The following is a 26,282-nucleotide window of genomic DNA, read 5'->3' as shown; positions in this document are numbered from 1 at the left end:
TATGACTTTAAGTCAAATTGCAGAATATATTTTAAGGGGCAAAAAAATAGGCATTACCTACCATGTATCACCTGATGGTGATGCTGTAGGTAGTGTCCTTGCACTTCTTAATGGATTAAAAAGTTTAAACAAAAATTGCTATGTAATCTCAAAGGATAGTTTGTCAGATAATTTGAAATTTTTAAAAGGATCTGAAGAAATTGTTGGAGAAATTGTAGAAGCTACAAATGATACAGATATAGTAGTAGTATTAGACTGTGGAAATTTAGAGAGAGTAAGTGCAAATTTAAATGAATTCACTGGTACAATTATAAATATAGATCATCATCTTTCAAATGATAAATATGGAGATATTAATTATATAGATTCAAAAGCTGCAGCAACTGCAGAAATAGTATTTGAATTATTAGGATATATGGGGATTTCTTTTAATGATGAAAACAGCAGTGTTTTAAAGGAGATAGGAACATGCATATATACTTCAATAGTAACAGATACAGGTGCATTTAGACATTCTAATGTTACTGAACGAACTCATACAATATCTGCTGCTTTAAAAAAGATAGGTGTTGATAATACAAGCATATATCAGAACCTTTTTGATAATAAAGATTTTAGTAGAATAAAATTAGTTGGAAAAGCTTTAAGTAGTATGCAACTTATATTAAATGGAAAAGTTGCATTGTTAGAAATTGATAAAGATTTTACAGCAGATTTGGGAATAGATGTAGGTGATACATCTGATATAATTTCATATGGACTTCAAATTAAAGGTGTAGAAGTAACGTTATTACTTAAAGAAGTTGAAGATGGAGTTAAAGCAAGTTTAAGAGCAAAGAGCTACGTTGATGTAAGAAAAATAGCTGAAATTTTTGGTGGTGGTGGCCATGTAAGAGCTTCAGGTATAAAAATTAAAAATATATCAATGGAAGAAGCTAAATATGAAATATTAAATGAAATACAGAAAGAGTTGTAAGAGATGAATGGTGTTTTAAATATTTTTAAACCTAAAGGAATGTCATCTTTTGATGCTGTAAGAGTAGTAAAAAAAGTTGCAGGCACAGGTAAAGTTGGTCATACAGGAACATTAGATCCAGAAGCAACTGGAGTATTGCCAATCTGTATAGGGAAAGCAACTAAAATAATAGATTATATTATGAATTCTGAAAAAGTATACGAAGTAACTTTAAAGTTAGGAATTAGGACAACTACTTATGATTTAGAAGGTGAAATATTAGAAGAAAGAGACTGCGAACATTTAACAGATGTTGAAATACTTCAAGCTGTTAATAGTTTTATAGGCGAATATTCACAAATTCCACCTATGTATTCTGCTTTAAAACAAAATGGAGTTAGGCTTTATGAGTTAGCGAGAAAGGGCATAGAAGTTGAAAGAGAAGGAAGATTAATTACTATTTATAATATAGAAGATATTAAAATTAACAATCCTTATGTTTCAATGAAGGTTAGTTGTTCTAAAGGTACTTACATAAGGAGTTTATGCTATGATATAGGTGAAAAGCTAGGGGTTTTTGCAACTATGACAGAGTTAAATAGAGCTAAAACATCTGTGTTTTCACAAGAGGAATCAATTAATATAAATGATTTAACAAAAGAAAATATAAATCAATATATATTATCTATGGAAAAAGCTCTAGAAAAGTATGATAAAATTATTGTTCATGGAAAATATGTTAATTTACTAATTAACGGAGTTAGAGTTGGAGATAATAGATTTACTAAAAATAAAGTTATAAATGAAAAGTTATATAGAGTATATGATGAGGAAAATAATTTTATAGGCCTTGGTAAGAAAAATGATTTAGGCTTTAAAATAGAGAAGTTACTAATCACATAGGAGAAAAAATTAATGCTAATATATGATAATAACACTCTTAAAAATGAAGAAAAAAATAATTATATAGCTTTAGGTAGTTTTGATGGATTACATTTAGGGCATTTATCTTTAATAGAAAAAGTAAAAAGTTTAGCTCAAGAAAATAATGGTAGAGCTATAGTTTTTACTTTTAAGAATCATCCTAGAATTTTTGTTAATCCTAATTGCCATGTTCAATTAATAATGAGTAATGATGAAAAGATTAAGGTTTTAGAGGAAAAAGACATAGATATACTAGCATTTAAAGACTTTGACGATGAAGTTATGAAAATGATGCCAGAGCAATTTATAAAATGGCTTTGTGATTATTATAAGGTTAAAGGGATTGTTGTTGGATTTAATTTTAAATTTGGATATAAAAATTTGGGAAATGTTGAACTTTTAGAGAAACTTCAAGATAAATATGATTACAAATTATATATTATGGAACCATGTATGATAAAAGATGAGATTATCAGTTCAACAGCTATTAGAAATGAATTACTGCAAGGAAATGTATATAAAGCATTTAATATGCTATCTAGACCATATATGCTATCAGGAAAAGTTGTAGATGGTAAGAAATTGGGAAGAACAATAGGATTTCCAACAGCTAATTTGGAAGTTAAAGGCGAAAAAATTATTCCTAAAAAAGGTGTTTATTATACAAATGTAGAGATAAATGGGAAATTTTTTAAGGGAATTACATCTATAGGGAATAATCCTACAGTTAATGGGATAGACTTAACAATAGAAACCTACATTTTAGACTTTAACGGTGATATTTATGGAAAAGAAATTAATGTTTACTTCATTGATAGAATTAGAGATGAAGTAAAATTTAATAATATTGAAGAGTTAATAACTCAATTAAAAAAAGATAAGAAATATGCTGAAGAAAGAAATATAGCAATGTGTCAAAAAAAATTATAAATCTATGTTATTAGATAATAAAATCTAAATATATTTAAAATAATAAATTATGTTTACAAGATAGACGGACTTTGCTATAATATTTCATGAAGAACCTACTTCTAAGATTTGAGGGTGATTTCTCTTTTCCTGGAAATAGGGGATAAAATTACTGGAGGTGTCATTATGGACGCAATAAGAAAGCAAGAATTAATCAAACAATACGGAAGACACGAAGGAGACACTGGTTCACCAGAAGTTCAAATCGCTCTTTTAACTGAAAGAATCAACTCATTAACTGGACATTTAAGAGTTCACAAAAAAGATCACCACTCAAGAAGAGGTCTTTTAATGATGGTTGGACAAAGAAGAGGTCTTTTAAACTACTTAGCTGCACAAGATATCGAAAGATACAGAGCTATAATAGCACAATTAGGCTTAAGAAGATAGTCTTTATAGAGCGGGTTTTATCCGCTCTATTATTTTAAAAAAATTAAATTGAAGAACCGCAAAACCTGAAGGGAGGTTATTAAATGACTAATGTACTAGAAAAAAATATAGCTGGTAGAACTATGAAAGTTGAATTTGGTAGAGTTGGAATGTTATCAAATGCAGCTATTTTTATGAGCTATGGAGATACAGTTATTTTAACTAATGTTAATGCTTCAGAAAAACCAAGAGATGGGATTGATTTCTTCCCATTAAGTGTTGAATATGAAGAAAGATTATATGCTGTAGGTAAAATACCAGGCGGATTTATAAAAAGAGAGGGTAGACCTTCAGAAAACGCAATTCTTTTCGGAAGAGCTGTAGATAGACCATTAAGACCTTTATTCCCAAAAGGATATAGAAATGATGTTCAAGTGGTTTGTACAGTTGTATCAGTAGAACAAGATAACTTACCAGAAATTCTAGCAATTAATGCAGCATCAATGGCATTATCTATTTCAAGTATTCCTTTCACTACACCAGTTGCAGCAGTGCAAGTAGGTTTAATCGATGGTAATTACATTTTAAATCCAACATCTAAAGAAAGAGAAGAAAGTATTCTTCAATTAACTGTTTGTGCAACAAAAGACAGAGTTATGATGATTGAAGCAGGTGGAGATGAAATTCCTGAAGATATAATGATAGGCGCAATTGAATATGGTTTTGAAAAATGCCAAGAAATTGTTAGTTTCCAAGAAGAAGCAATGGCTAAGTTTGGTAAGAAAAAGGATGAACCAGTTTTATATAAACCAAATGAAGAGCTTGCAAAGGATATAGAAGAATTTGCAGGTGAAATGATTAAAGAAGCTATGTGGATTACTGATAAAGATGAAAGAAATGCAGCTATGGATGTAGTAAACGATAAAATTACTGAAGAGTTTGCTGAAAAGTATCCAGATAACTTTGGAGATTCTAAAGAAATAATATATAACATGCAAAAAGAAGTAGTTAGAGATATGCTTTTAAATCACTCTAGAAGACCTGATGGAAGAGCATTCGATGAAATAAGAAAAATAACTTGTGAAGTTGACTTATTACCAAGAACTCATGGAACAGGTTTATTTACAAGAGGATTAACTCAAGTTATGACAGTTGCTACTTTAGGAGCAGTTGGAGATATTCAAATTATAGATGGTATAGGTGAAACAGAATCTAAGAGATATATGCATCACTACAATTTCCCAGCTTATTCTGTTGGTGAAGTAAGACCATTAAGAGGACCTGGTAGAAGAGAAATAGGTCATGGAGCTTTAGCAGAAAGAGCTTTAGAACCACTTATTCCTTCAGAAGAAGAATTCCCATATACTATTAGATTAGTTTCAGAAGTATTAAGTTCAAATGGTTCTACGTCTCAAGCTTCGGTTTGTGGATCTACATTAGCATTATTAGATGCAGGTGTTCCAATAAAGAGGCCAGCAGCAGGTATTGCAATGGGACTTATAACATCAGAAGATTTAAGTGAAGAAGAAGTTTTAACTGATATTCAAGGCATAGAAGACTTCTTTGGAGATATGGACTTTAAGGTAGCTGGAACTACTGAAGGTATAACTTCTATACAAGTTGATACTAAAATTAAAGGATTAAGCTTTAACGTTATTGAAACGGCAATTAAAAATGCAAGAAAAGCAAGATTACACATTTTAGATAAGATCAATGAATGTATTCCACAACCAAAACAAGAAGTTTCTAAGTTTGCACCAAAGACATCTACTATTTCAATTGATCCAGAAAAGATTAGAGATGTTATCGGAGCTGGTGGAAAAGTTATTAATAAAATAATAGCTGATACTGGCGTTAAAATTGATATTAAAGAAGATGGTACAGTATTTGTTTCTTCTCCAGATCATGATGGAGTAAATGAAGCAATAAGAATCATTGAAGGCTTAACTAAGGAAGTTGAAGCAGGTGAAGTTTATTTAGGTAAAGTTACTAAGATAGCTGCATTTGGAGCATTTATAGAAATACTACCTAATAAAGAAGGACTTTGTCATATTTCTAAACTTGATAAAAAGAGAGTAGAAAAAGTTGAAGATGTTGTATCTGTTGGAGATGAGATTTTAGTTAAGGTCACTGAAATAGATTCACAAGGAAGAATAAATCTTTCAAGAAAAGATGCGCTTCCACCAGATGAAGTAACTGAATAATTGAAATGGTAAAAGAGAATTAAAAATAATTCTCTTTTTTTTACTATATAGAATAAATATGATAAGATTAAAATAAACTAAAAGCAAACTTATAAAAATGGAGGTAAGTATGTTTAATTTATATACATTAGATAACGGGCTAAGAGTAGTTACTGAATATATTGAACATGTAAATTCTATAAGTGTAGGTATTATGGTTCAAAATGGTTCTAGAAATGAAACAAAAGATGAGAATGGTATATCACACTTTATTGAGCATATGTTCTTTAAGGGTACAGAAAAGAGAAGTGCAAAAGAAATAGTTCAAGAAATTGAGAATATTGGAGGACAAATAAATGCTTATACAAGTAAGGAAACTACTTGTTATTATATAAAAGCTTTAAATACTCATACAGACTTATGTCTAGAAGTAATTTCAGATATGTTATTAAATTCTAAATTTGATGAAGAAGAGATTGAAAAGGAAAAAGGTGTAGTAATTGAAGAAATTAATATGAGTCAAGATAATCCTGAAGATGTATTAGATGAAATACATTCTCAAGCTATCTTTGGAAATGATTCATTAGCATATCCTATTTTAGGTACTCCAGATAAAATTAGATCTTTTAATAGAAAAAAAATAAAAGATTATATTAGAACTCATTATACACCATATAACTCTGTACTTAGTATATGTGGAAGATTTGATGAAAAAGAATTGAGAAAACTTATTGAAGAATATTTTGGTGGATGGAGTAAGGATGATATTTATAAACCAACGTATGAGGAAATTATACTTAAAAATGATAGTAAATATTGTGAAAAGCAAATTGAACAAGTCCATATTAATCTTGGACTTAATGGCTTGCCATACGCTAATGATAAATCTTATTCATTAGTATTATTAAACAATATTTTTGGTGGTGGAGCATCATCGATTCTTTTCCAAAAAGTAAGAGAAGAATTAGGTTTATGTTATACAATTTATTCATATATGCAACCTTATTTAGGGGTTGGAACAATGAATATTTACACTGGATTAAGCAATAAATATTGTGATAAAGCAATAAGTGTAATCAATGAACAGTTAGAAAAGTTTACTAGAGAAGGTATTAGTAATGAATTGTTAGAAATAAACAAAGAGAAAATAAAGGCAAATTATATTTTAGGATTAGAAAGTACATCATCAAGAATGTTTGCTAATGCAAAATGCTTTTTATTACAAAATAAGATAAAAACTCAAGAAGAGGTTATTAATAGAATTAACAAAATAGACAAAAATGACATAAACTATGTATTGGAGAGATGCTTTAAACCAGGAATAATCAGTACAGCTTTTGTTGGGCAAGGTGTTGAAGCTGATAAATTAAATACAATTTTAGAAAAGTCTAAAGTTGCATATAAGAACAGTACTGATGAAAAGTTTTTATTGTAAGTTCTAAATATAGTTGATATATTAGTTATGTAAAGTAAGTATTTGAAGGTTTGATGTTCTAATTCTTAAAGTAATATATTACCAAAGGGATGCATAATATTATGTATAACAAGGAGGTAATTATTATGAAGGATTTTGAATATTATGAAAAAAAACCAGAGAGCAAGATAAGAAATTTAAGTGAATTAGAAGGTTATGAAATTTTTAATCTTGAAAGTGCAGAAAAATATGATACTGCTTCAAATATTGACTTTGTAATAGATGAAAACGGATATCTTAAATTCCTGGTGGTTGGTATTAGTGCAGGAAAGTTTAGCTTCTTTGGTAGTAAAGAGTACGTTGAAATACCATGGGAATGTGTAACTAAAGTAGGAACTAATGTCATAGTAATCTCTGCCGAGGAAGGAAAGATAAAGAGAGCGAGAGCTTAGAAAACTTAAGGGGGAAGATTCCTTGGATATTATAGTGCAAAAGTTTGGAGGAACATCTGTATCAACAGAGGAAAGAAGAAAACAAGTAATAAAAAAAATAGGCAAAGCAATTGAAAGTGGTTTTAAACCAGTAGTAGTTGTGTCAGCAATGGGAAGGTTTGGAGAACCCTATGCTACAGATAGCCTATTATCACTTGTAGATAGTAATTTTAAAGAGAATAATAAAAGCGCTCAGGATTTATTAATGTGCTGTGGAGAAATAATAAGCTCTGTAGTAATGTGCAATGATTTATATAAGCACGGAATAACTGCTGTTCCTTTAACAGGAGGTCAAGCTGGAATAATAACGGATGATAATTTTACTGATGCTCAATCAATTAAAGTTGATAATACTAATATAATGAAAATACTAGAAGCTGGGAAAGTACCAGTTATTACAGGATTTCAAGGTGTAACAGAAGATGGATTTTTCACAACGTTAGGAAGAGGTGGAAGTGATACTTCAGCATGTATATTAGGTGTTGCTTTAAAAGCAAAGGAAATTGATATATATACTGATGTAGATGGAATTATGACAGCTGATCCAAGGGTTGTCGAAGATGCTTCACTAATAAATGAAATTTCTTACAATGAAGTATTTCAATTAGCTGATCATGGTGCAAAAGTAATACATCCTAAGGCTGTAGCATTAGCTAAAAAGGGAAATGTACCATTAGTTATTAAAAATACAATGAATGATTGTAAAGGAACAGTGATAAAAAGTAGTGTTTCTGAAGAAGAAAAGAGATTGATTTCTGGAATTACTCACTTAAATAATAGAATTCAAGTTAGAGTAAGATTATCAGATAATAGAGATAAAGGTTCGTATAAAAATTTATTAGAATTGCTTGCTAAAAACCATATAAGCCTAGATTTAATTAATATTTTCCCAGAACATCAAATGTTTACAATAGATGCGTCTGAAAAAGAAAAGCTTGATGAAATAATGAAAAAAGCTGAAATAAAATATACTATAATTGAAGATTGTAGTACTATTGCTATAGTTGGAGCTGGTATGAATGGTGTTCCAGGTGTAATGGCAAGAATAATAAATACTTTAACTAGCAATGAGATTGAAATTTTACAAACAACAGATTCTAATATGACAATATGGTGTTTAATTTACACTAGTAAGGTAAGAGAAGCTATAAAGTTGCTTCATAATGAATTTAATTTAGGTACTGCAAAGTAAGGTTATATTACTATAAAAATACTTAGGAGGAAGTAAAATGGAATTTACTTTTGATGAAAAAGCCAAAAATGCATTAAGTGAACTTATAGAAAATAGTTCAGAAGATTATGTGAGAATAAAAGTATTTTATGGATGTGGAAGACCAGGATATGATTTATATCCAGATTTTAAAAGCGATGAAGATGAAGAAATTATAATTAGTGGAATAAAGTTTGTAGTTAATAAAAAAGATGTTAGAGCTTGTAATAAGCTTGAAATTAAATATGATAAAGAAGTATATAATAAAGGATTTTATATACGTGATTTAGATTAATGTAAAAGGGTATGCAGAAATGTATATCCTTTTTGTAATTATTAATAAAAAATTTTTTCGGTGGTAGATAAATAATATTTTTCATAATGGAAAAAATAATGTAAAAAGTATAGAGGTGATAAAAAGTGAGAGATAAGATTATAAAAGAATTAAATAAATTCTTAACAGGGGTTCATATGGGAGGAGCTACTTTTAAAGAGTATTTAGATAAGGCTGAAAATTTAGAGCTGAAGGGTGTATTAAAGGAAATAATAGAATCTTTTAAAAAGCATGAAGAAGCAATTACGCATAGGATAGAAGAATTAGGAGGAAATGCTAGTGATTCATTAGGGATAAGAGGAAACATAGCAGAAGCCTTTGAAAAGATTAAGCTTATTCCCGTAGATACCGATTGTGAAGTATGTGAGCATGCAATAAAAGCAATGGAAATCGGAAATAGAAATGCAAATAAATTTATTGAGGAAAATGAAAGTATGGAAAAGAGTATTTTAAGTGATATTTATGGTGTAGTTAAAGATTATGATAATCATTTAAAGAAGTTAAAAAATTTACAAAGTAAGTTATGTAATTATTAGTGAAATTTCCTACAACATGTTGTATACTTAGTGAGAGAAATTAGAAAAGTGAGGAAGTTTTCATGAAAAGAATTAAAAGATTATTAACATTATTATGTGTTATTTCTATTATGTCTATTTTGCTTACAGGTTGCGGTAAAGAAGTGGAAATGATTAGAGGTAACACAGCAGAAGAGGTATTAGAATCATTCAATAAGTATAACGTAGAAAATAATATTGAAGAGATGGTTAAACTATATTCCGATGAATATATAGATTACATAGGATATGATGCGAACAAAATAATAAAGATGATTAAAAGTAACAGAAAAGATGCAACTATTAATTCATCAACTACAAAAAGTGTAGAGGATATTAATGAAAATTTAAAAAAAGCAGTAGTTAATATTAATGCAGTAATCAATGGTGAAGAAAGCAATGAAGATTATGTTTATGCATTAATTAAGGAAGATAATGGATGGTCAATTTCACCAGATGGAATAAGTGAATGTATAAACTTTAATGTTCCTGCTAATAAAGAAAAAGAATTGAATTTAAATTTAATGAAAGAAGCAGTTTTATTTGATGGAGCTCTAATTCGTGTAGATTTATATAATGATACGAGCAATTCGTATACATTTGGAACAGAAAATGACAAAACACAAATTATTGTAGAAACTACTGAAGGTACTTTTACAAGTGAAGTAGAAGAACCACAAGAAATAAATAAAAGAGTGAAAAGTTATTTTATAGCTAAAATTCAAGATTTAAAAGGTGACATAAAAAAAGTTACAGTAACATCAATATATGACTTAGATAAAGATGGCAATGTAATAGCTGATAGTAAAAGAGATATTGTAGCTTACAATAAATAATACAAAAAAATACCAGTAGCTAACTACTGGTATTTATCTTTTTGTTATTAATAAAATGATATTTATTTAATACCTCATAATATTTGTTTAGCATTCCAAGATTAATAACATTGTCAATAATAGTATAATGTTTTTTAAAAGGAATGTTTTTTAAAGTTTCACTACAATTAACTAAACTATTTAAAATAGAAAAGTCAATATCTTCAATGCAAGAAGATAGTAAATCTTCGTAAGATAAATTTTTAGTATTATATAAAACATTATAAGGATTAAAACTATTTGTAGATATATCATTTTTTAAATCATCTAAAGCATCCATTAAATAAATCCATTTACCGATAAAATACCCAAGTGAATATAATGCATCTCTTAGTATTTTACTATCTTCTTCAAATTCATATGGGAAATCACTTAAAATACATGCCATAATATTTCCAAAGGGATGAGATATTTCATCTAATGAAGAAAAGGCTTTTGTCTTTTCAAAATTAGAAATTAGGCTTAAATTAGTTGATATTTTATCAGCTATCTTATTTAAATTGTTAAAGCTCTTTTTAGATGAAGGAGAAAGAATTAATTTAAAAAACTTACTTTTTAAACTTTTGTCATCTTCTATGTTATCTTTAAGTTTATAATCAAATAGTAATATGCTTAAGTCTGCACAATAATTTAAACATTGGGATTCAGTAGCAATAATAAGTTTTTTACCAGGATGGCGTATACATGTTACCTCTTTTAATTTTAGAGGATTACTAAAAAGTCCATCTAACATAAAACCAATGAAAGTTAAATCGTAATTTAAGCAAAATCGGGGTATATTACCAAATTGATTTTTGATTTCGTTGCATAAGCCACAATAATAGCTCCTAAAGTACTCAAATTCTTTAACTTTAAGTTCGCTTTTAAGAGGTGTGACGTATCCAAACATTATAAGACTCCTTTTAGCTTCATAGATAATTTAGGAAGATTAAGTGATGTTTTAACACAATCCACCACCACCGCCATTACCACACATATTCATTCCATTGCCACCGCCGCCTAAAAGGCTTTGCAATAGCATATTTTGCATTGGATTGCCACCCATATTATTACCCATGCCAGCCATATTACTTAAAGGGTTGTTTGCTCCACCCATAGGATTAGCACCATTAGCTGCACCACCCATATTATTAGCTCCTCCACTCATAGGATTAGCACCGCCCATACCACCAGAATTATTCATTAACATATTTAATATATTTGGATCAATTCCTCCACCAGAACCTTGTCCGCCGCACATATTTGCTTGATTTCCGCCACCACCGCCACACATGCTATTATTATTTTGTGCAGCTGCATTGCTTTGCATAGCACGAGCATAGTTTGCTTTCATTTGTTTTACCTTTTTAGCTAAAACCATTAATGCCTCTTGATATTCTTGGTTATCAGGGTTAAGTTCTGCAGCAGCTTTCATATGATTAACACCTGCCTTAAACCAACCTTTTTTTAATAAAACAAAGCCTTGTAAATAGTTCCATTCAGCAGATGACTTATCAGTAATTAAATTTAATTGTGTTTCAGCTGATAAAAATTGTTGTTTTTCAATTAAATTACGTATATCTTTGTACTTATACTCATTAATTAAACTATTATATGCTGTATTTAACTCTGAAAGCTTATCCTCAGCAAGGGGTTCTTCTAAAGAACCTTCATAACTATTTATATCATAGGTATTTGCAAGGGATTCGTAGGCTGTTTTGATTTCATCTAAAGATGCATTAGGTCGTACACCTAGTACCTTATAAGGGTTCATATTAAATCTCCTTAGAAAGATTATTAAATCATTATAATATATTCATCTTGATGTAAATAAGTGATTCAATAAAATAATAGAAATAATATTAAATACAATCTATTAAGTCTCCACCCATACATTCACAGCATTGATCTAAACAAATAAGATCGCAACAACTAAAATTGCCACAATCACAACAATCATCACAACAGCAACAAGAACAACCACGGTTTCTTCTTCTATAACCGTTATTATAGTAATCATCTGAGTAATGTCTATGTCTGCTCATAAGTGAAATAAGTTCATCTTTGTATTGGATATTATCTGGTGATAATATTACTGCATTTTTTAAGTGAGATAAGGCTTCATCAAACCAAGCTTTATTCTTTAAAATTAGACCATATAGATAATGATATTCTGAATTCCTATCTTTTGTAGAGTTCAATATATTTTCAGCTTCTATGTAATTTCTATTATTTATTAATTTATTGATAATGCTAAATAGGGAATCATTTTTGTTAAGTGAATTTTCCAAGATATCAACTCCTTTTATTAGAAATAATAATTGTAATATATATATTATATACAATTATATAATATTAATCATAAATAGAAATATAAAATTTATACTATTATTTACTATTATATTGTAAGTGTGATAAAATATAAAAAATGAAAAGGGGAGATACTTATGAAAAAATTATTTATTGAATATCCTAAATGTACAACTTGTAGAAAAGCAAAGAAGTTTTTAACAGAAAATAATGTGGATTTTGAAGATAGAGATATAGTATTAAATAATCCTACTGAAGAAGAATTAGATAAATGGATAAAATTAAGTGGATTAGAAATTAAAAAATTCTTTAATACTTCAGGTGTTTTATATCGAGAAATGAACCTAAAAGATAAGTTAAAAGATATGAGTCAAGAAGAAATGATTAAGCTTTTAGCAAGTGATGGAAAACTTGTGAAGAGACCATTATTAGTAACTGAAGAAAAAGTATTAGTAGGATTTAAAGAGGAAACATACAAAGAAATAATTTAAATTTATGGAATGTATCAAAGTAAATATATTTTGATACATTCTTTTTTTGTTAAAATAATGTATTACTTAGTGAAAAATGTGGTAAAATAATTGATAGTGCTTTTTTAGAATAATAAAAAAATAAACTCTAAATAAAGTTAATATATAAAATAGTTCATTTAATGAGGTGACTTAGGGTGAATGTGACGCAACTAAACGCATTAATATTAAAAAAAGATAGTAATAATCGTCTTTATAAGGGGATGAAATGTTTTAAAGAAGGATTAGTACTGGATATAAAGTCTATAGCAGATAAAGAATATGGATCTTTGGATATATATGGAAAAGTCATATCTGAAAGTGACTTAAATGTTTATAATACAAATTTATCATTTGATTTAAAAAAGAATGAGTTAATTTATACTGAATGTAATTGCGTAGATTTTGAAAATAATTGTGATTTTAATTCTACATATATATGTAAGCATATAGGTGCTACGTTTTATAAGTTTGAAGAAGCAATTGAAGAAAAAACAAATGCAAAAAAAGAGAAAATAAGTAGCGTAGATAGTGATAATGGGGATTATTCAGATAAATTACTTAGCGTTATAAATAAAATTAATAACTGTGATAAAGAAAAAGCTAGCATACAAGTAAATTTAACTAAGAGGGATATAACAAAATATAAATATTTTTATGAATTAGATTTGAAAATAGGAACTAAAAAATATTATGTTGTTAAAAATATAGCAGAATTAATTAATGCTAGGAGATTTAATAAAACATTATCATATGGAAAAGAATTCAAGTATGATCCATCAATATATTATTTTTCAGAGGAAGATGAAAATATTTTGAATTTTATAGAAGAATATGTATCGTTAAATGAACCTTTTGAAAAAGAGTATTCGGTTAATAGGATAACTAACAGTGTGTTTGGAAATAATAAGACTTTATTTATACCTCAAAGCGCTTTAAGGAGACTATTAAGCAATATAGGGGATAAAGTAATAACTTTAACTAAAGATATTACTACAGTTAAATTACAAGTGTTTAACGAAGACTTACCGATAAAGTTTAATATAAATGAAGAAAATGGGCAAATTAAAATTTCTTCTAATGAAGAAATGCCAAAGCCACTAAATGATAAAGGCGATGTATACCTTTATGAGAATAATATTTATTTACCTAATGAAAATCAAGTAAAATATTATAAAACTATAAATGATATATTTACAAAAGAGCCTGTAATTACATTTAAAGATAATAAAAAAAAGGAAGTCTTTAATAAGGTTTTACCTTTATTAGAAACTATAAGTGAGGAAATAAATATAGATGAGAGTCTTAAAAAAAGTATAGTTAAAGAAAAACCAAGATTCGAAATATATTTAGATAGAGATAGAAAGAAAAACTGGGCTTTAGTTAAAGTTTATTATGGTCACATAGATTTTAATATGATAAAGGGACAAAAAGATGACCAGTATGTTATTAGAGATTTAAATGAAGAAGAAGAGATAGAGAAGATATTAAATAGATTTTCTTTTTATAGAAGTAAAGATGTATTTATGTTTAATGGGGATGATGAAAAATTATTTGACTTACTTTCAGATGATTTATCAATATTAAAAGAGAAAGCTACTGTATATTATTCTGATAGATTCAAGGAAAGAAGAATTTATGGAGCTTCATCATTGAATGCATCTATTACAGAAGGAAGAGGTAATTATTTAGAATTTTCATTTAGTATAGAAAATGTTAGTGAAGATGAATATAAGAAAATAATTGCTGCTTTTAAAGAGAATAGAAGGTTTTTTAAGTTAAAAGATGAAAGTTTTGTTGATTTAAAAGACGAAGAAGTAAGCAAATTGTTTGATCTTATTGATAACTTAAGTGAGGAATCACTTATTGAATCCAATGAAATTAAGGTGCATAAAAGCAAAGCATTATTTATTAATAATAGTATAAAAGAAAACAATTTATTGTTTGTACATGGGAAGGATATAGTAGAACATATTTCTAACAAAATAGAAAATTTAAATAGTGTCAATTATGAAGTACCAAAAGAATTAAGAGCAACTCTTAGAGACTATCAATTAACGGGATTTAAGTGGTTTAAAACCTTAAGTTATTATGAATTTGGTGGAATTTTAGCAGATGAGATGGGATTAGGAAAAACACTTCAAACTATTACATTTTTATTATCAGAAGTAGGAAAGAAGAGTATCATAATAACTCCAACATCATTAATTTATAATTGGAAAAGTGAATTTGAAAAATTTGCACCTTCTTTGAAGATTAAGATAATTCATGGGAGTAAGGAAGAAAGGATGTTTATAAGAGAAGAAATTAATGAGTATGATGTGTTAATAACAACTTATGGAACATTAAGAAATGATTACAATTTATATAAAGAAATTAACTTTGATTACTGTATAATTGATGAGGCTCAAAATATTAAAAATCCTTTATCTCAAAGTAGTGAAGTTGTTAAAGAATTAAATGCTAAGGTAAAATTTGCATTAACAGGAACTCCAATTGAAAATAACCTTTTAGAATTATGGTCGTTATTTGATTATATTATGCCTGGATACTTATATTCAAAAAGAAAATTTCAAGATAAATTTATTAAAATGGAAAAAGGGAAATCTGAATTAAAGAAGCTTATTAAGCCATTTATACTTAGAAGGTTAAAAAATCATGTTATGAGCGAGTTGCCTGATAAAATTGAGAAAAGATACGTAATAGAAATGACTAAGGAGCAAAAGAAGGTATATAAATCTTATGTAGATGATATTAAAGTAAAAATGGAAGAAAAGGATGTAGCTAAAGATAAGATTACAATATTCTCTTATTTAACTAAGCTTAGACAACTTGCCTTAGATCCAAGCATACTTCTTGAAGGATATACTGGTGGAAGCGGTAAGATTGATATAACTGTAGAATTAATAAATGAATTTATAAATAATAATCATAAAATATTATTATTCTCCCAATTTACATCTGTACTTGATAGTATAAAAAATATTTTTGAGGCAGAAGGGATTGAGTATTTCTATTTAGATGGAAATACAAAAGCTTCAGAGAGAGTTCAACTTGTAAATGAATTTAATAATTCAAGCAAAGTTAAGGTGTTTTTAATATCATTAAAAGCTGGAGGAACAGGATTGAATTTAACATCTGCAGACGTTGTTATTCACTTTGATCCATGGTGGAATCCAGCTATTGAAGATCAAGCAACGGATAGAGCGCATAGATTTGGGCAAAAGAATGTTGTAGAAGTTATTAAGCTTATTGCAAAGGGAAGTATTGAAGAAAAGATAATTAAACTACAAGAAAGTAAGAAAGAAATTATTAATGATATAATGAATGGAAATTATACTAATGGTGGCTTCTTAAGTAGTTTAAGTTCTGAAGAAATTAAAGAATTGTTTAATTAAAAAAAGGATACACAAAATGTGTATCCTTTTTTATTATTCAACTGTAACAGATTTTGCAAGATTTCTTGGCTTATCAACGTCACAACCTTTTTGTTTTGCAACATAATAAGAAATTAATTGTAGTGGTACAACACTTACTAGTGGAGTTAACATATCAATAGTTTTTGGTATATAAACTAAGTCATCAACAACTTCCTTAGTAGTAGTATCACCCTCATTTACAACTGCAAATATATTTCCACCTCTTGTAGAAACTTCTCTAACGTTACTAATCATTTTATCTTTTAATCCTTCTTGAGTTAAAAGAGTAATAACTGCAGTATTTTTTTCTATTAAAGCTATAGGACCATGCTTTAACTCACCACCAGCATAAGCATCACAGTGAATATAAGATATTTCTTTAAGTTTTAATGAGCCTTCCATTGCAACTGCGTAGTCAAGACCTCTTCCTAAGAAGTACATATCTTTATGGTTATAGTGAGAAGAAGCAAATTTTTGAAGAGAATCTTTCATTCCTAATGCTTTCTCTATTTTATTTGGTATTTCTAATAAATGTGTCTTAATTTCTTCAATTTCTTCATATGACATAGTACCTTTTAATGAAGCAAAGTATAATCCTAAGATATAAAATGCTGCTAATTGAGTAACATAAGCTTTTGTTGAAGCAACAGCTATTTCAGGACCAGCTAATGTATAAAATACATCATCAGCTTCTCTTGATACAGATGAACCTACAACATTAGTTATAGCTAAGACTCTAGCGCCTTGTTTTTTACCATCTCTTAAAACTGCTAAAGTATCTGCAGTTTCACCAGATTGAGATACAACTATTATTAATGTTTTATCTGTTATCATTGGATCTCTATATCTAAATTCAGATGCTATATCAACTTCTACTGGGATTTTAGCGAATTTTTCAATTACTGTTTTACCAACTAAACCAGCATGGTAAGCAGTTCCACAAGCAATTACATAAATTCTATCAAAGTTTTCTAACTCTTCCTTTGTAAATGATATATTATCTATTGTTATTTCTTTTCCTAAGGCGATTTTACCTGCTAAAGTATCTTTAACAGCTTTTGGTTGTTCATGAATTTCCTTTAACATGAAATCTTCAAATCCACCTTTTTCAGCTGCATCGATGTTCCAAGTAACATGGTAAATTTCTTTTTCAATTTTTTCACCATCTTCGTTTCTTAATTGAACACCATTTGATGTTAAAATAGCAAACTCTTTATCTTCTAATAAATAAACTTCTCTTGTATGGTTTAATACAGCAGGGATATCTGAAGCAATAAAGCTTTCATCTTTTCCTAAACCAACTATAAGAGGGCTATCTTTTCTAACGGCAACTATTTTATCAGGTTCATTTTTAGCTATTACTCCAATTGCAAAACTTCCTTCAAGTTTAGAAGTTGCTTTAACAACAGCTTCAAATAAATCACCTTCATAGTAGTAGTCAACTAAATTTGGTATAACTTCTGTATCTGTTTCAGAAAAGAACTTATATCCTTTTGAAGTTAACCATTCTCTTAATTTCATATAGTTTTCTATAATACCATTGTGAACTACACTAATTGTAGCATTTTCTGTAGTATGAGGATGTGAATTAACATCTGATGGTTCACCATGAGTAGCCCATCTTGTATGGCCAATTCCAATATGACCGTGTATAGGATTTTCATTTAGGCTTATTGCTAAGTTATTTAAACGTCCTTTAAATTTTCTAACATTAATTCCATCATTTAAAATTGCAACTCCAGCAGAATCATATCCTCTATATTCTAATTTTGATAATCCTTCTACTAATAAATTAGACGCTTGTCTATTTCCTACATAACCAACTATTCCGCACATATAAATAAATCTTCCTTCCATTTAATAATTATTTTTTTTATTTGATTTTATTGTGATATTAAAGAAAAGTATTAAAAATGGTATACCAATACTAGGACCTCTAAAAACACAATGAAGGTTTTAACACCAAACTAGGATTGTGCTACAAATCACTTTGTAGTTTTACTAGTTGTTAACGGTAGTGCGATACCGTGGGGCACCCGCCGAAGAATTCGATACTCCCCATCCTCGTCAACTTAAGTGAGCCTCCAAATCTTCGATTTGGTTAGGCGAACTTACTCCTATGGTAGTAGGAGTTTCCTTTTTATTCAGCAAACTAAGCTTAGTCTGAGTAAGTTCAGCTTGCAGAAATAAAATTCGAGTTTCACTTAAGTTCTGGCGCTTTTATGAAATTTTTTCATGCTGTATTACTATAATAATCACTTCCTTTGTTAATTATTTAGTATACCACCACATAATTCTACCATAAAATAAACATTTGTCTATAGCAGCTATATAAATAGCTATAGCATATAAAGCTACAAATAATAATTTAAATAATATTATTATATGCATTAATGTGAAAAAAATATATAAAAATATATATAAATATATAAAAATATATATAAATGTAGTTTTTATTATTGATGATTGTATTTAGTTTAAAGTTTCGTAAAAATTATTAAATTAATGTAGATAAAATAAAAAAACACATAATTTAACAACTTAAATGTATAAATTATAAATTCTTTGGTAAGAATACCTAAGAGAGTTTAAAAAACAGGAGGTAATGTGAAATGTCAGATTTAGAAATTAGTAAAAGATCTATAGATGTTCCAAATAGTGCAAAGAAAGCAAGAAAAAACGGAAAGGTTCCAGGAGTTTTATATGGTAAAGCAATAAAAAATTTATCATTTGAAGTTGGAGAGCTTGAATTAGCTCATGAAATAGGAAAAAATGGGCAACATGGAGTCCTTGATTTTTGTTTAGATGGAGAAAAACATAAGGGATTAATTAAAGAAGTTCAAAAAGATCCTGTAACAAATAAAATTATCCATTTAGATCTAGAAGAAGTAAATGGAACTGAAAAGGTTGTTTCGTCAGTTCCAATTCATTACATAGGAGAAGAATTCCTAAATAAGAAGGGTATTGTATTACAAAAGGAAAAAGATAGCGTGAAAGTTGAATGTACTGTTGATTCAATACCTAAATATATAGATTTTAATATAGGTACAGGGAATGTTGGATCAGTTTATAAATTTGGAGATTTAGAAGTAGCATCAGAAATATCAGTATTAGATGATTTAAATTCAGTAATTGCATCTATTAGTTATGAACGTAATACAGTTAGCAAGGATATGGAAGAAGTAGAAGATGCTGATATAAAAGACGTTGCGGAATAAAAAATATACTAAAAATAAGAGTTATAAATAATTTTAAATATAACTCTTATTTTTTTATTTAAATTTATATAAATTTGGTATATAATAACTAAGGTATAGACTACTGAAAATGTTTAGGAGGGATAATATGGATTACAAAGAGAAGTATAATGAGTGGTTAAACTCAAAGGTAATATCAGAAACAATAAAATCTGAATTAAGAAACATTACAGATGAAAAGGAAATAGAAGATAGATTCTACAAAGAGTTAGATTTTGGTACAGGTGGTCTTAGAGGGGTTATAGGTGCTGGGAGTAACAGAATGAATGTTTATACAGTATCAAAGGCAACTCAAGGATTTGCTAACTATTTAAATAAAAGTTTCGAATCTCCAAAGGTTGCAATTGCATATGATTCAAGAAATATGTCAAAGGAATTTGCTGAAGCTGCAGCGTTAACACTTTGTGCAAATAATATAAAGGTATTTTTATTTGAAAGCTTAAGACCAACACCAATGCTTTCATTTACAGTAAGACACTTAAATTGTCAAGGTGGAATAGTAATTACTGCTTCACATAATCCTAAAATATATAATGGATATAAGGTTTATGATGAATTCGGTGGTCAAGTTACTGATGAAAAAGCAGGATTAATAATTGGAGAAGTTAATAATATAGTAAATTATGAAGATATAAAAAATATTGCTTTAGAAGATGCATTAAAAGACAATATTTTAGAATATATAGGTGAAGATGTAGACAAGGCTTATCTTGAAGAAGTAAAAGATCTTACAATTAGAACAGAATTAGTAAAAGAAAAAGCTAAAGATTTAAAGGTTATTTACACTCCAATTCATGGAAGTGGTAACATGCCTGTAAGAAGAGTATTAAAAGAGTTAGGATATGAAAATGTAGAAGTTGTTAAAGAACAAGAAATGCCAGATGGTAATTTCCCAACTGCTTCTTATCCAAATCCAGAAAATGCTCAAGTATTTGAATTAGCTTTAGAAATGGCTAAAACAAGCAACCCAGATATAATATTTGGTACTGACCCAGATTGTGATAGAATTGGTGTTGTTGTTAAGGAAAATAATGGAGAATATAAAGTATTAACAGGTAACCAAACAGGTTTATTATTAACAGATTATATATTATCATCTCTTAAGGAAGAAGGTAAATTACCTTCAAATGGTGTTGTTATTAAGACTATTGTAACTTCTGAAGGTGCAAGAGCTATAGCTAACTACTATGGTGTTGAAATAATGGATGTATTAACTGGATTCAAATATATTGGAGAAAAAATAAGACAATTCCAAGAAAATGGGGATAAGAAATACTTATTTGGATTTGAAGAAAGTTATGGATATTTAGCTGGAGAGTTTGTTAGAGATAAAGATGCTGTTATAGCTTCAATGTTAATAGCTGAAATGACACTTTACTATAAAGAGCAAGGAAAATCTTTATATGAAGCATTAATTGAACTTTACAATAGAGTTGGATTCTTCAAAGAAGACTTAATTTCAATTGAGTTACAAGGAAAAGAAGGTCAAGAAAAAATAGGTAAGTGCTTAGATTTATTAAGAGAAACAGCTTTAACAGAAGTTGATGGTGTTAAAATTGCTAAAAGACTTGATTATAAATTAAGCAAAGAAGAGGATTTAGTAAATGATTCTGAAAAAGTTATTAACTTACCAAAATCAAATGTATTAAAATATATTTTAGTTGATGGTTCATCATTTGTAGTTAGACCTTCAGGTACAGAACCGAAAATGAAGGTTTATTCAGCTGTTAAAGGTGAAAGTTTAATTAATGCTGAAGAAAAGTTAAAGAGATTTAACGAAAAAGTTATGGAAATAATAAATGAGAAATTAGCTTAATATAAAGGTAGAAGTTGTTACATTCTTACGGATGTAACAACTTTTTTTGTTATTATAAAAATATAAAATCAATTTAATGGTTATTGTATTTTATAAGTTATTAGGGAATGGGGATGCTGCTTTTTTCATATGAAGTTATATATGATATAATTAAGGTAGTGATAAAGTTGGAGGGGAATGGAAATGAAAGTTATTGATATGCATTGTGATACGATAGGAGAAATATATGAAAATAGACTCTTAGGGAAAAAGTATAGTTTAAAAGAAAGTAATTTACATGTAGATTTAAATAAACTAATAAAAGGCGACTATCTACTTCAAAATTTTGCAATGTTTATAGATATAGAAAAATATAAAAATCCTTATAAAACTTTGCAAGAGATGATACAAGTTTATCATGAAGAGTTAGAGGAAAATAGAGATATAATTAAGCCAGTTTATTCTTATGAAGATATAGATAGTTGTACTAATGAAAAAAAAATAGGTGCATTATTAACTATAGAAGATGCAGGAGCATTAGAAGGTTCTTTAACAAATTTAAAAACTGTTTATGAGCAGGGGGTCAGGCTTATAACATTAACATGGAATCATATAAATGGAGTAGGTTTTCCAAATTTTAAATTTAAGATTGATACATGCGGAAATATAACTGAAAAACCAGATTTTATAACTCCTAATACTGAATTTGGGCTTACAGCCTTTGGAGTTGAATTGTTAAGAGAGATGGAGAGATTAGGGATTATAGTGGATGTATCACATTTGTCAGATGCTGGATTTTATGATGTTTTAAAATATAGTAAAAAACCATTTGTAGCAAGTCATAGTAATGCAAGAGCCGTTACAAATGTTGTTAGAAATTTAACTGATGATATGATAAAGAAGTTAGCTAATAAAGGTGGAGTTACGGGGATTAACTTTTGTTCAAGTTTTGTTATGCCAACACCTTATACAGGTTTAACATTTACTTATATAGAGGATTTGGTAAAACATATTAAGCATATTAAAAATGTAGGCGGAATAGATGTTATTGCATTAGGAACGGATTTTGATGGAATACAAAGTACTTTAGAAATTAAAGATGCGTCACAAATTCAATTGTTAGCAGAGTCACTATTAAAAAATGGTTTTACTTATGAAGAAGTAGAAAAGATATTTTTTAAGAATATAATGAACTTATATAAGGAATTATTATAAGGTATACAATTAGTATTAGGATGAAGGATGATGAGCTAAGGTGATAGATGTTGAAAAATTATTTGATTTAAATATTGGATTAGTTTTAGCTGGAGGTGGGGCTAAGGGGGCATATGAAGCTGGAGTCTTTAAAGCACTCTGGGAATTGGATATAATAAGAAGGGTTAGTGTAGTTTCAGGTACATCAATAGGTACAATTAATGGTCTTATGCTTTCTATGAACGATGGAAATGTTATGGATAAAAGTTGGTCTAATATTTCTTACTCAAGATTTATTAATAATGAAAATAAAATAAGAGATATTAATATAAGAAAATTAATTAAAAGAGATGGTACTATAGATAAAGAAAAAAAGTTAGCTGACTTATTTAAAAAAAATGATATTGGGTTATTATCACAGAGTGGTATAAAAAGCTTTATTGAAGATTATGTTGATTTTAATTTGATTAGGCAAAGTAAAAAGATATTATATGCTTGTGCTTATAATATTGATTTAGGAAAACCTGAATATTTTAAGCTTAATGATTATGACGATAAGAAGGCCTTGGATATTTGTATAGCATCGTGTGCAGTACCATTTTTATTTAAACCAATTGAAATTAATGAGTATAGATATGCTGATGGTGGGGTAAATAACCCACAATATAAAGAATCTAATGTAGATAATGTTCCAATTGCTCCACTGAAAGAGCATAATTGTGATATTATTATAGTAGTTCATTTGTCTTATAGGGAAGAACTTAATAGAAATGGTTTTGAAAATACAAATATTATTGAAATATATCCATCAACACAATTAGAGCTTATAGAGGGGATTGGTTCTTTGAATATTAGACCAAGTGTATTAAATCAGCATATTGAACTTGGTTATAGAGATGCACTAACTGTACTTGCACCAATGATAATTGATATGATTAAAGGAAAAAATATTGGAAAATTAATAGAAAAGCATGAAGAGTATAATAAAGAACTAATAAATAGAAATAGACATTAGTTAATTAAAATATTAATATAAGAATAAACATTGATATGATGCTATGTTTATAGTATCATATCAATATTTTATTGATGAAAGAAAAAAATTAAGGTAGGAAACGGAAGATGGAAGAGAGTAATTTAAAAGATATGACAGGAAAAGAAATTTTGAGCAAAATATATGAAAAAGAATTAAATTCTAAAAAGAATATATTAGAAGTAATAGAAAAAGTAAAACCTCTAGCTAAAGACGGTTTAGAAAGTGATAAAATTCAAGAAATATATACTATAATCTATAAAAGTATAGAAGAAATGAATACAATAGTAAAGGCGAATACTATAATGTATTTAAAAAATCAACTAAAATCAGCATTAGGAAAATTTGTTGATAATAAAGATCCTAAAGAAATAAATTATTTTTTAGAATTTTTCAAAGAAGCATATCCTCCTAAGAATAGACGAGTTGGATATACAAGGGTAATAAATGATTTTAGTAAAATAACAAATGAACAAATTTGGGAAACACTAACATTTATAAATAGATGCGTAATTAAAACAAAGAGAAGATTAGGGGAGGCTGAAAAACAAGATATTATAAATAATATTAATACTTTACTTGCTAGTGGAAAGATTGAATATATAAATCAAGTTAAAAGTTTAGAAAAATTATTAAATGTACTTAATGTTAAAGTTGTTAACTACAAAGAAGGCTTTAAACTTAAGAAGAGATAGATAATTGAAGTTAACTAGACTGATGTTTAAATTTAAAGAAAAGAGAGATAAAGTATGAGAAATATAAGAATGACAATTCAATATGATGGATCAAGATATAAGGGATGGCAAAAACAAAATATAAAAGGAACAGATGTATCTACTATTCAAGGAAAAATTGAAAATGTTCTATCTAAAATGATGGGAGAAGACATTCAAGTAATTGGATGTGGAAGAACAGATACAGGAGTTCATGCAGATAAGTATACTGCAAACTTTAAAACTAATAGTGATAAAAATATTAAAGATATGTCAAAGTATTTACATGAATTTTTACCAGAAGATATATCAGTTATATCATTAAGAGAGGTAAGTGAAAGATTTCATTCAAGATTAAATGCAATTTCAAAGACTTATGTATATACTGTTGATAATAATAAATTTGCAAATGTTTTTATGAAGAAATATGCGTATCATGTTGAGGGACAATTAAATATTGAAAAAATGAAAGAGGCTAGTAAATATCTTGTTGGAACTCATGATTTTAAAGGATTTAGTGCAGTAAAAGAGAAATCAAAAAAGTCTACTGTTAGAACTATTAATTATATTGATATTACAGAAAAAGATAATATTATTAAAATAGAATATAACGGCAATGGATTTTTGATAAATATGGTCAGAATTTTAAGTGGAACATTATTAAAGGTTGCTAAGGGAGAAATAGAACCTCAAGAGGTTAAAAAAATGCTTGAATCTAAACAAAGAAGTGAACTGGCAGTAAAAGCACCAGCAAAGGGGCTTTGTATGAAGGAAGTAAATTATTAAAAATTTTATCATATTAATTAACATAAAAGAAGTCAGACTAATATATTAATGAATATAGGTTATTTTACCTTAAAAGTATAAATTAATTGAGGGTGTGAAAAATAAATGAATGTGGATTTTCATGTCCATGGTTTGTTAAGCAAGCGGAAAGATTTTAATAAAGATTTTTTCATGAATGAGATATACTTTTCAAAGGATAATGGATTAGATGCTATAGTTTTATGTGAGCATTTTAATGCAAAAGATTTTTTAGTAATTTATGATTTTTTAGAAAAAAATTATACTTATGATGGAGATAGATATATTGTAGAGGGTATTTCAGTATTTCCAGCTATGGAAGTAAGTGTGAAAAACAAAGGTCATGTGATACTTTGTGGTGATAGAGAAAGTATAGTAAATATATATAAGTCTCTTGAAGCTTTTAGAGAAAAGGAAAACTTAATTGATTTAGAAGAATTATTGGATTTAGCAGAAGTATTTAATTTGCTAAAAATAGGTGCACATCCATGTAGAAGAGGACATAAGTTATGTAAGCAGCCTCATGAATTATTAAAAAGACTTGATGCATTAGATTTAAATGGAAAGGATATATTTAAAAAAGGAGAGGCAGTTGCAAGAGATGAAGTAATTAATTTGTCTCAAGAGCTAGGTTTAAATATAATAACTGGCAGTGATAGTCATACTCCAGTTCAACTTGGAGGAATATATACTAGTTTAAATAAGGAATGTAAAACAGTTAAAGAGCTTAAAGAGTGTATCAAAAACAATGATTATACTATTGAAATAAACTCCGCGCTTAATTTTAAAATATTTTCTTCAAAGGTACTAAAAAGATATTTACTAAAAGCTGATACCTATGATAAAAATACTGAATTTAAAATTTAAATAAAATTAATTTGTAAGCTATCTTTTAATATATAATAAAAGATAGCTTTTTGTTGCATATTAGTTTTATAATTTTTAAAGAAAGAAAAATAAAATATTACATAATTATAAACTATGTAAAATA

The 26,282-nt window shown here is 27.9% G+C and carries 24 protein-coding genes; 20 read left to right on the top strand and 4 right to left on the bottom strand.

The window, feature by feature from the left end; translation table 11 throughout:
- The first annotated feature begins 1 nt into the window (after position 1).
- The 11 genes from I4V63_RS07965 (at position 2) to I4V63_RS07915 (ending at position 10,239) form a co-directional block, all read left to right on the top strand.
- Positions 2 to 976, top strand: coding sequence for a bifunctional oligoribonuclease/PAP phosphatase NrnA (locus tag I4V63_RS07965; RefSeq protein WP_196000765.1), 975 nt, complete (start codon positions 2 to 4; stop codon positions 974 to 976).
- Positions 977 to 979: 3 nt separating this feature from the next.
- Positions 980 to 1,858 carry a tRNA pseudouridine(55) synthase TruB gene (gene truB / locus I4V63_RS07960; RefSeq protein WP_196000764.1) on the top strand — a complete coding sequence of 293 codons (879 nt, stop codon included), beginning with the start codon at positions 980 to 982 and terminating at the stop codon, positions 1,856 to 1,858.
- A 12-nt stretch (positions 1,859 to 1,870) separates the two neighbouring features.
- Entirely contained in the window at positions 1,871 to 2,809 is a 939-nt protein-coding gene (locus I4V63_RS07955) for a bifunctional riboflavin kinase/FAD synthetase (protein WP_196000763.1), read from the top strand.
- A gap of 165 nt (positions 2,810 to 2,974) precedes the next feature.
- A complete protein-coding gene (gene rpsO / locus I4V63_RS07950) occupies positions 2,975 to 3,238 on the top strand; it encodes a 30S ribosomal protein S15 (protein ID WP_005216394.1) in 264 nt (87 codons plus the stop codon).
- 83 nt (positions 3,239 to 3,321) lie between these two features.
- Positions 3,322 to 5,421 carry a polyribonucleotide nucleotidyltransferase gene (locus tag I4V63_RS07945; RefSeq protein WP_196000762.1) on the top strand — a complete coding sequence of 700 codons (2,100 nt, stop codon included), beginning with the start codon at positions 3,322 to 3,324 and terminating at the stop codon, positions 5,419 to 5,421.
- A 109-nt stretch (positions 5,422 to 5,530) separates the two neighbouring features.
- Positions 5,531 to 6,835 carry a pitrilysin family protein gene (locus I4V63_RS07940; RefSeq protein ID WP_196000761.1) on the top strand — a complete coding sequence of 435 codons (1,305 nt, stop codon included), beginning with the start codon at positions 5,531 to 5,533 and terminating at the stop codon, positions 6,833 to 6,835.
- 125 nt (positions 6,836 to 6,960) lie between these two features.
- Complete coding sequence (locus I4V63_RS07935; RefSeq protein WP_196000760.1) at positions 6,961 to 7,266, top strand: YlmC/YmxH family sporulation protein; 306 nt, start codon at positions 6,961 to 6,963, stop codon at positions 7,264 to 7,266.
- Positions 7,267 to 7,288: 22 nt separating this feature from the next.
- A complete protein-coding gene (gene dapG, locus I4V63_RS07930; protein ID WP_196000759.1) occupies positions 7,289 to 8,497 on the top strand; it encodes an aspartate kinase in 1,209 nt (402 codons plus the stop codon).
- A 37-nt stretch (positions 8,498 to 8,534) separates the two neighbouring features.
- Positions 8,535 to 8,810 (top strand): hypothetical protein, encoded by a 276-nt coding sequence (locus I4V63_RS07925; RefSeq protein WP_196000758.1) that lies wholly within the window; start codon positions 8,535 to 8,537, stop codon positions 8,808 to 8,810.
- 125 nt (positions 8,811 to 8,935) lie between these two features.
- Complete coding sequence (locus I4V63_RS07920; protein WP_196000757.1) at positions 8,936 to 9,385, top strand: DUF2383 domain-containing protein; 450 nt, start codon at positions 8,936 to 8,938, stop codon at positions 9,383 to 9,385.
- A gap of 62 nt (positions 9,386 to 9,447) precedes the next feature.
- Positions 9,448 to 10,239, top strand: coding sequence for a hypothetical protein (locus I4V63_RS07915; RefSeq protein WP_196000756.1), 792 nt, complete (start codon positions 9,448 to 9,450; stop codon positions 10,237 to 10,239).
- Between the two features lie 19 nt (positions 10,240 to 10,258).
- Here the strand turns inward: I4V63_RS07915 and I4V63_RS07910 are convergent, their stop codons facing one another.
- The 3 genes from I4V63_RS07910 to I4V63_RS07900 form a co-directional block, all read right to left on the bottom strand.
- A complete protein-coding gene (locus tag I4V63_RS07910; RefSeq protein WP_196000755.1) occupies positions 10,259 to 11,167 on the bottom strand; it encodes a DUF5685 family protein in 909 nt (302 codons plus the stop codon).
- A gap of 51 nt (positions 11,168 to 11,218) precedes the next feature.
- Positions 11,219 to 12,031: a DnaJ domain-containing protein gene (locus tag I4V63_RS07905; RefSeq protein WP_196000754.1), complete on the bottom strand. Its 813-nt coding sequence runs from the start codon at positions 12,029 to 12,031 to the stop codon at positions 11,219 to 11,221.
- Positions 12,032 to 12,119: 88 nt separating this feature from the next.
- A complete protein-coding gene (locus tag I4V63_RS07900) occupies positions 12,120 to 12,548 on the bottom strand; it encodes a molecular chaperone DnaJ (protein WP_243280476.1) in 429 nt (142 codons plus the stop codon).
- Between the two features lie 156 nt (positions 12,549 to 12,704).
- Here I4V63_RS07900 and I4V63_RS07895 point away from each other — a divergent pair, with 156 nt between their 5' ends.
- Both I4V63_RS07895 and I4V63_RS07890 read left to right on the top strand, forming a co-directional pair.
- A complete protein-coding gene (locus tag I4V63_RS07895) occupies positions 12,705 to 13,058 on the top strand; it encodes an arsenate reductase family protein (protein ID WP_196000753.1) in 354 nt (117 codons plus the stop codon).
- Between the two features lie 176 nt (positions 13,059 to 13,234).
- Positions 13,235 to 16,474, top strand: coding sequence for a DEAD/DEAH box helicase (locus tag I4V63_RS07890; protein WP_196000752.1), 3,240 nt, complete (start codon positions 13,235 to 13,237; stop codon positions 16,472 to 16,474).
- A 33-nt stretch (positions 16,475 to 16,507) separates the two neighbouring features.
- Here I4V63_RS07890 and glmS read toward each other — a convergent pair whose 3' ends face one another.
- Complete coding sequence (gene glmS / locus I4V63_RS07885) at positions 16,508 to 18,331, bottom strand: glutamine--fructose-6-phosphate transaminase (isomerizing) (protein ID WP_196000751.1); 1,824 nt, start codon at positions 18,329 to 18,331, stop codon at positions 16,508 to 16,510.
- Between the two features lie 776 nt (positions 18,332 to 19,107).
- Here glmS and I4V63_RS07880 point away from each other — a divergent pair.
- From I4V63_RS07880 to I4V63_RS07850, 7 genes are all read left to right on the top strand, one after another.
- Positions 19,108 to 19,713: a 50S ribosomal protein L25 gene (locus I4V63_RS07880; RefSeq protein ID WP_196000750.1), complete on the top strand. Its 606-nt coding sequence runs from the start codon at positions 19,108 to 19,110 to the stop codon at positions 19,711 to 19,713.
- Between the two features lie 127 nt (positions 19,714 to 19,840).
- Complete coding sequence (locus I4V63_RS07875; RefSeq protein ID WP_196000749.1) at positions 19,841 to 21,568, top strand: phospho-sugar mutase; 1,728 nt, start codon at positions 19,841 to 19,843, stop codon at positions 21,566 to 21,568.
- Between the two features lie 183 nt (positions 21,569 to 21,751).
- The gene (locus I4V63_RS07870) at positions 21,752 to 22,762 is read left to right on the top strand and encodes a dipeptidase (RefSeq protein WP_196000748.1); all 1,011 of its coding nucleotides are present in this window, start codon (positions 21,752 to 21,754) and stop codon (positions 22,760 to 22,762) included.
- A gap of 40 nt (positions 22,763 to 22,802) precedes the next feature.
- Positions 22,803 to 23,756, top strand: a complete 954-nt coding sequence (locus I4V63_RS07865; RefSeq protein ID WP_196000747.1) for a patatin-like phospholipase family protein — start codon at positions 22,803 to 22,805, stop codon at positions 23,754 to 23,756.
- Positions 23,757 to 23,863: 107 nt separating this feature from the next.
- Positions 23,864 to 24,469, top strand: a complete 606-nt coding sequence (locus I4V63_RS07860) for a hypothetical protein (RefSeq protein WP_196000746.1) — start codon at positions 23,864 to 23,866, stop codon at positions 24,467 to 24,469.
- Between the two features lie 54 nt (positions 24,470 to 24,523).
- On the top strand, positions 24,524 to 25,273 hold the full coding sequence (gene truA / locus I4V63_RS07855; protein WP_196000745.1) for a tRNA pseudouridine(38-40) synthase TruA: 750 nt from the start codon (positions 24,524 to 24,526) through the stop codon (positions 25,271 to 25,273).
- 105 nt (positions 25,274 to 25,378) lie between these two features.
- Positions 25,379 to 26,158 (top strand): PHP-associated domain-containing protein, encoded by a 780-nt coding sequence (locus I4V63_RS07850; RefSeq protein ID WP_196000744.1) that lies wholly within the window; start codon positions 25,379 to 25,381, stop codon positions 26,156 to 26,158.
- Positions 26,159 to 26,282 lie beyond the last annotated feature (124 nt).

The sequence above is a fragment of the Clostridium sp. 1001271B_151109_B4 genome (assembly GCF_015670405.1).
In the GTDB taxonomy this organism is placed as follows: Bacteria; Bacillota; Clostridia; order Clostridiales; family Clostridiaceae; genus Clostridium.
The sequence above is the reverse complement of the archived record's forward strand: the minus strand, read 5'-3'. Positions and strand labels throughout refer to the sequence as shown.

Excerpts from the sequence above, each read along its gene's own strand:
- I4V63_RS07870 (WP_196000748.1), top strand. The coding sequence starts at position 21,752 with ATGAAAGTTATTGATATGCATTGTGATACGATAGGAGAAATATATGAA.
- I4V63_RS07955 (WP_196000763.1), top strand. The coding sequence starts at position 1,871 with ATGCTAATATATGATAATAACACTCTTAAAAATGAAGAAAAAAATAAT.
- I4V63_RS07875 (WP_196000749.1), top strand. The coding sequence starts at position 19,841 with ATGGATTACAAAGAGAAGTATAATGAGTGGTTAAACTCAAAGGTAATA.
- I4V63_RS07940 (WP_196000761.1), top strand. The coding sequence starts at position 5,531 with ATGTTTAATTTATATACATTAGATAACGGGCTAAGAGTAGTTACTGAA.
- I4V63_RS07850 (WP_196000744.1), top strand. The coding sequence starts at position 25,379 with ATGAATGTGGATTTTCATGTCCATGGTTTGTTAAGCAAGCGGAAAGAT.
- I4V63_RS07925 (WP_196000758.1), top strand. The coding sequence starts at position 8,535 with ATGGAATTTACTTTTGATGAAAAAGCCAAAAATGCATTAAGTGAACTT.
- I4V63_RS07895 (WP_196000753.1), top strand. The coding sequence starts at position 12,705 with ATGAAAAAATTATTTATTGAATATCCTAAATGTACAACTTGTAGAAAA.
- truA (WP_196000745.1), top strand. The coding sequence starts at position 24,524 with ATGAGAAATATAAGAATGACAATTCAATATGATGGATCAAGATATAAG.
- I4V63_RS07945 (WP_196000762.1), top strand. The coding sequence starts at position 3,322 with ATGACTAATGTACTAGAAAAAAATATAGCTGGTAGAACTATGAAAGTT.
- I4V63_RS07965 (WP_196000765.1), top strand. The coding sequence starts at position 2 with ATGACTTTAAGTCAAATTGCAGAATATATTTTAAGGGGCAAAAAAATA.
- I4V63_RS07905 (WP_196000754.1), bottom strand. The coding sequence starts at position 12,031 with ATGAACCCTTATAAGGTACTAGGTGTACGACCTAATGCATCTTTAGAT.
- I4V63_RS07910 (WP_196000755.1), bottom strand. The coding sequence starts at position 11,167 with ATGTTTGGATACGTCACACCTCTTAAAAGCGAACTTAAAGTTAAAGAA.
- glmS (WP_196000751.1), bottom strand. The coding sequence starts at position 18,331 with ATGTGCGGAATAGTTGGTTATGTAGGAAATAGACAAGCGTCTAATTTA.
- I4V63_RS07860 (WP_196000746.1), top strand. The coding sequence starts at position 23,864 with ATGGAAGAGAGTAATTTAAAAGATATGACAGGAAAAGAAATTTTGAGC.
- I4V63_RS07915 (WP_196000756.1), top strand. The coding sequence starts at position 9,448 with ATGAAAAGAATTAAAAGATTATTAACATTATTATGTGTTATTTCTATT.
- I4V63_RS07880 (WP_196000750.1), top strand. The coding sequence starts at position 19,108 with ATGTCAGATTTAGAAATTAGTAAAAGATCTATAGATGTTCCAAATAGT.
- rpsO (WP_005216394.1), top strand. The coding sequence starts at position 2,975 with ATGGACGCAATAAGAAAGCAAGAATTAATCAAACAATACGGAAGACAC.
- I4V63_RS07935 (WP_196000760.1), top strand. The coding sequence starts at position 6,961 with ATGAAGGATTTTGAATATTATGAAAAAAAACCAGAGAGCAAGATAAGA.
- truB (WP_196000764.1), top strand. The coding sequence starts at position 980 with ATGAATGGTGTTTTAAATATTTTTAAACCTAAAGGAATGTCATCTTTT.